The organism is Aestuariivirga sp., assembly GCF_044238155.1.
In the GTDB taxonomy this organism is placed as follows: Bacteria; Pseudomonadota; Alphaproteobacteria; order Rhizobiales; family Aestuariivirgaceae; genus Aestuariivirga.
The window spans coordinates 1-3,755 of the sequence record NZ_JBIIDX010000218.1 but is presented as its reverse complement, the minus strand read 5'-3'; the positions used below and the strand labels follow the sequence as shown (position 1 = coordinate 3,755).

The following is a 3,755-nucleotide window of genomic DNA, read 5'->3' as shown; positions in this document are numbered from 1 at the left end:
GCAGGGCAAGACGCTCGCCCTCCAGGGCGATCTCATGGACAGCGATCTTCCGTGCCGCGCCGTGGAAGCCTGTTTGCAGCGGTTTGGGCGCCTTGATGTTCTGATCAATGCCGCAGGCAACACCGAGCGGTGTGGTCTCGACGACACGACGCATGACTCTTTCGAACGTTTGTTCGGTGTCAATGCCCGTGCGCCGTTCTTTCTGATGCAGGAGGCAGTGAAGCCGATGCGCACGCAGGGCTCGGGCGTCATCATCAATGTTTCGTCCATGCTTGCCCATGGCGGTCCGCCAAACTGACGGCCTATTGCGCTTCAAAGTCGGCACACAACACAATGACCCGCTCGGTGGCAAATGCGGTGAAGCGCGATGGGATCCGTGTGTTCGCGATAAGTCTCGGCTGGGTTAATTCAGCTGGCGAACATGCCTTGCAGACTGGTTTTCATGGTCAGCCGCCAGACTGGGCGAACCTTGTCGGCAGCCGCATGCCGGCAGGACGGCTCATCCTGCCAGAGGATGTTGCCGGGCTTATTGCCTATCTCGTCTCCCCGTCTGCCCAGATGATTACGGGTGCGGTCATCGATTACGAACAGATGCCGGTGGGTACGTTCGATGCGCATCCGGCCCTTGCCCCGGACTGAGCGCTGCCAGTGCCGGGGTGCGCTGCCCTTTGGCGGGTCAGCGCCCCTTCCACTGCGGCTTGCGTTTTTCGGCGAAGGCGCGGGCGCCTTCGAGCTGGTCCTCGCTGGAATAGAGAACGTCGACGGTCTTCAGCCTTCGGCTGGTCACCATCTTCATCGCCTCGAGCACGGGAAGATGCGAGGTTTCCCGGTCGATCTCCTTGATGGCGGCGAACACCAGCGGCGGGCCGTCTGCCAGTTGCGCGGCGATGGCGCGGGCTCGTGCCATGAGCTGGTCGGCGGCCACCACCTCATTGATCAGACCCCAGTGCATGGCCTCGGTGGCATCGATGCGGCGGCCGGTGAACAGCAGCTCCATCGCCACATGATAGGGAATGCGTCGCGGCAGCTTGATTGACGCAGCATCCGCCACCGTGCCTGAATTGATCTCTGGCAGTGCGAAGGTTGCGTGCTCGGCGGCGATGATGAGGTCACACGAGATCATGATCTCGAAGCCACCGCCAAAGGCGAGGCCGTTGACCGCGCAGATCACCGGCTTGTTGAGGCCCGGCAATTGCTGCAATCCGCCGAAGCCGCCGACGCCGTAGTCCGAATCTGGCGCTTCGCCTTCGGCTGCTGCCTTGAGGTCCCAGCCGGGGCAGAAGAACTTCTCGCCGGTGCCGGTGAGGATGGCGACCCGCAGTTCAGGGTCATCGCGGAAGCCCGCGAACACATCGCCCATGATGCGGCTTGTGGCAGCATCGATGGCATTGGCCTTGCCGCGCTCGATGCGCACCTCGAGCACGCGACCCTGCCGGGTCACGATGATGGGGCCGGTGGTGGTGTCCTTGACGCTCATGGGATCCTCATCTTGATCAGCGCATCGACGGCAATTGCGCCGTCCTTCAGAACGAGCAGGGGGTTGACGTCGAGCTCCTCGATCATCCCCGGATTGGCTGCGGCAAAGGAGGCCACCGCCTGCACGGCTCGGATGACCGCCTTGGCATCGCCCGACTTGCCGCGGAATCCGTCCACCAGACGCCAGACCCTCAGGGAATGAAGCGCGCGCTCGATCTCGCCGGGGCTGGCGGGCAGGAGCAGCGAGACGGAATCGCGCAGGAGTTCCGTCAGTACGCCGCCGGCGCCAACCGTCAGCGCAGGCCCGAATTGCGGGTCCCAGGTGAGCCCGATGATGAGCTCGGCAACGGCCCCCGTCACCATGCGCTCGACCAGCAGATCGGCAGACAGCCTGCCGAGGCGCCGGGCCGCTTCCGCGACTTCGTCTGGGGTGCACAGGTTCAGCACCACGCCGCCGGCCTCGGTCTTGTGGGCGATGGCGGCGGAGGAGACCTTCAGCGTTACCGGATAACCAAGCCGGTCCGCGGTTGCGGTGGCGTCTTCTGGTTTGCAGACGATGCCATCGGGAATGGCGAGGCCATGCTGTTTCAGCAGGGTCTTGGACTCGTGTTCGCTCAGCACGCGCTCATGCCTGCCCAGCGGCACGCTCGGCTGCATTGGCGGCGGTGGTTCGGCGCGGGCCCAGTTGCGGCCGATGGCGGCGGCGGCCTCGAACGCGGTGAGCGCATCGTCGAGCCCCATCATCGGTGCCACGCCTGCGGCAGAGAGTTCCGCCGCAAGCGGCAACGGCATGCCTTCGGAGAGGGTTGCAACCACGGCGGCACGCGCGCCCGTGGCCCGGGCGGCCGCCGCCATGGCGCGGGCGGTGGTGGCCCAGCTGTCCGGCTTCATCTTCGGGTGGGTGGGTGTGTCGAGGATCACCATGCCGACATCGAAGCCGCCTTTCAGCACTTCGGTGAAGGTGGCGGTGAGTTTCTCCGGCTGGCCCCAGATGAAGGTGTGGTAATCGAGCGGGTTGTCGATGGCCACGTATTCATTGAGCGTGGCCGCGACGCGCGGCTTCGTGGCGGGGTCGAAGGGCGGGAAACTGATCTTCTTCTCCAGTGCCATGTCGGCGACGAGCGCTGCCTCGCCGCCGGAGCAGCTGAGCGAGACGAGCCGAGACCCCGCAATGGGCCCGCCATTGTGCAGGAACTTCAGCGTCTCCGCGAAGGCCGAGACGGAGGTCATGCGGGCGATGCCATAACGCTCGAACAGGGCATCATAGAGCCTGTCGGCGCCGGCGAGCGAGGAGGTATGGCTCATTGCCACCTTGGCGCCCTGTTCGGAGCGCCCCGTTTTCAGAACCACGATCGGCATCTTGCGCTGGCGCGCCAGCAGTGCGGCCCGCGCAAAGGCCGGAATGTCGGGCAGGCCCTCGACATGAAGCCCGATCGCGGAGATACGCGGATCGGTGGACAGCGTCTCCACCATGTCGTGCATGCCGACATCGACCTGGTTGCCGATCGAATAGACCGCAGCCACGGGAAGCCCGCGCATCATCATGGTGAAGTTGCAGGCGATGTTGCCGGACTGGGTGATCAGCGCCACGCCGCGCGGCACCGGTTCAAGCCCGGTCTCATCGGGCCACAGCGCCGCGCGCGACAGCGTGTTGACGAAGCCATAGCAGTTGGGGCCCATCAACGGCATGCCGTCCGCCGCGGCCAGCAGCTGGGCCTGAAGATCGGTATTGCCGGTCTCGGCGAAGCCAGCCGCGTAGATCACCGCGCCGCCGCAGCCTTTTCTCGCGAGTGCCTGCACCACCTCGATGGTGGGCTCGCGTTTCACCGCCACGAACGCGGCATCGACCGCTTCGGGAAGGTCATCCACCGACCTGAGGGTGGGAACCCCGGACAGCTCCTCCCGCTTCGGGTGCACGGCATGGATGGTTCCGGCAAAACCAAGCTCGCGGGTGCGGTGGATGGCGACGGCGCATTCATGGCCGCCGATGAAGGCGATGGATTTGGGGTTCAGCAGGCGGGAAAGGTTCTTCATCGTCCTCTCCCGCAGTTGGGGAAGGTGAGGGCGGAAGGCTTTGGAGCTGGTGGCCCCTCAACTCCTCGCCGCGAGCGGCGGGTCCCTTCCTCTCCCGCGCGCGGGAGAGGACACTGGAGGCGCGTATTCATCCTATCCGCCCAGCGGCCGGAGCAGCGCGCGGGAAATGATATGGCGCTGGATTTCGCTGGTTCCCTCCCAGATGCGCTCGACGCGCGCGTCGCGCCAGATGCGCTCGAGCGGCA

General features: G+C 65.4%; 5 protein-coding genes. 2 read left to right on the top strand and 3 right to left on the bottom strand.

Annotation, left to right across the window (positions count from 1 at the left end; translation table 11 throughout):
- Together ACILRN_RS16150 and ACILRN_RS16145 are read left to right on the top strand one after the other, a co-directional pair.
- The coding region (locus ACILRN_RS16150; protein ID WP_395689989.1) for an SDR family NAD(P)-dependent oxidoreductase at positions 1-298 on the top strand (298 nt) is incomplete at its 5' end.
- Positions 299-333: 35 nt separating this feature from the next.
- A complete protein-coding gene (locus ACILRN_RS16145) occupies positions 334-639 on the top strand; it encodes an SDR family oxidoreductase (protein WP_395689988.1) in 306 nt (101 codons plus the stop codon).
- Positions 640-676: 37 nt separating this feature from the next.
- Here the strand turns inward: ACILRN_RS16145 and ACILRN_RS16140 are convergent, their stop codons facing one another.
- The 3 genes from ACILRN_RS16140 to ACILRN_RS16130 all read right to left on the bottom strand — a co-directional run.
- Positions 677-1,477 carry a carnitinyl-CoA dehydratase gene (locus ACILRN_RS16140; protein ID WP_395689987.1) on the bottom strand — a complete coding sequence of 267 codons (801 nt, stop codon included), beginning with the start codon at positions 1,475-1,477 and terminating at the stop codon, positions 677-679.
- Entirely contained in the window at positions 1,474-3,510 is a 2,037-nt protein-coding gene (locus tag ACILRN_RS16135; protein WP_395689986.1) for an acetate--CoA ligase family protein, read from the bottom strand. The genes ACILRN_RS16140 and ACILRN_RS16135 overlap by 4 nt, the downstream gene beginning before the upstream one ends.
- Before the next feature lie 132 nt (positions 3,511-3,642).
- On the bottom strand, positions 3,643-3,755 hold a 113-nt coding region (locus tag ACILRN_RS16130), incomplete at its 5' end, for an acyl-CoA dehydrogenase family protein (protein ID WP_395689990.1).

Excerpts from the sequence above, each read along its gene's own strand:
- ACILRN_RS16135 (WP_395689986.1), bottom strand. The coding sequence starts at position 3,510 with ATGAAGAACCTTTCCCGCCTGCTGAACCCCAAATCCATCGCCTTCATC.
- ACILRN_RS16145 (WP_395689988.1), top strand. The coding sequence starts at position 334 with ATGACCCGCTCGGTGGCAAATGCGGTGAAGCGCGATGGGATCCGTGTG.
- ACILRN_RS16140 (WP_395689987.1), bottom strand. The coding sequence starts at position 1,477 with ATGAGCGTCAAGGACACCACCACCGGCCCCATCATCGTGACCCGGCAG.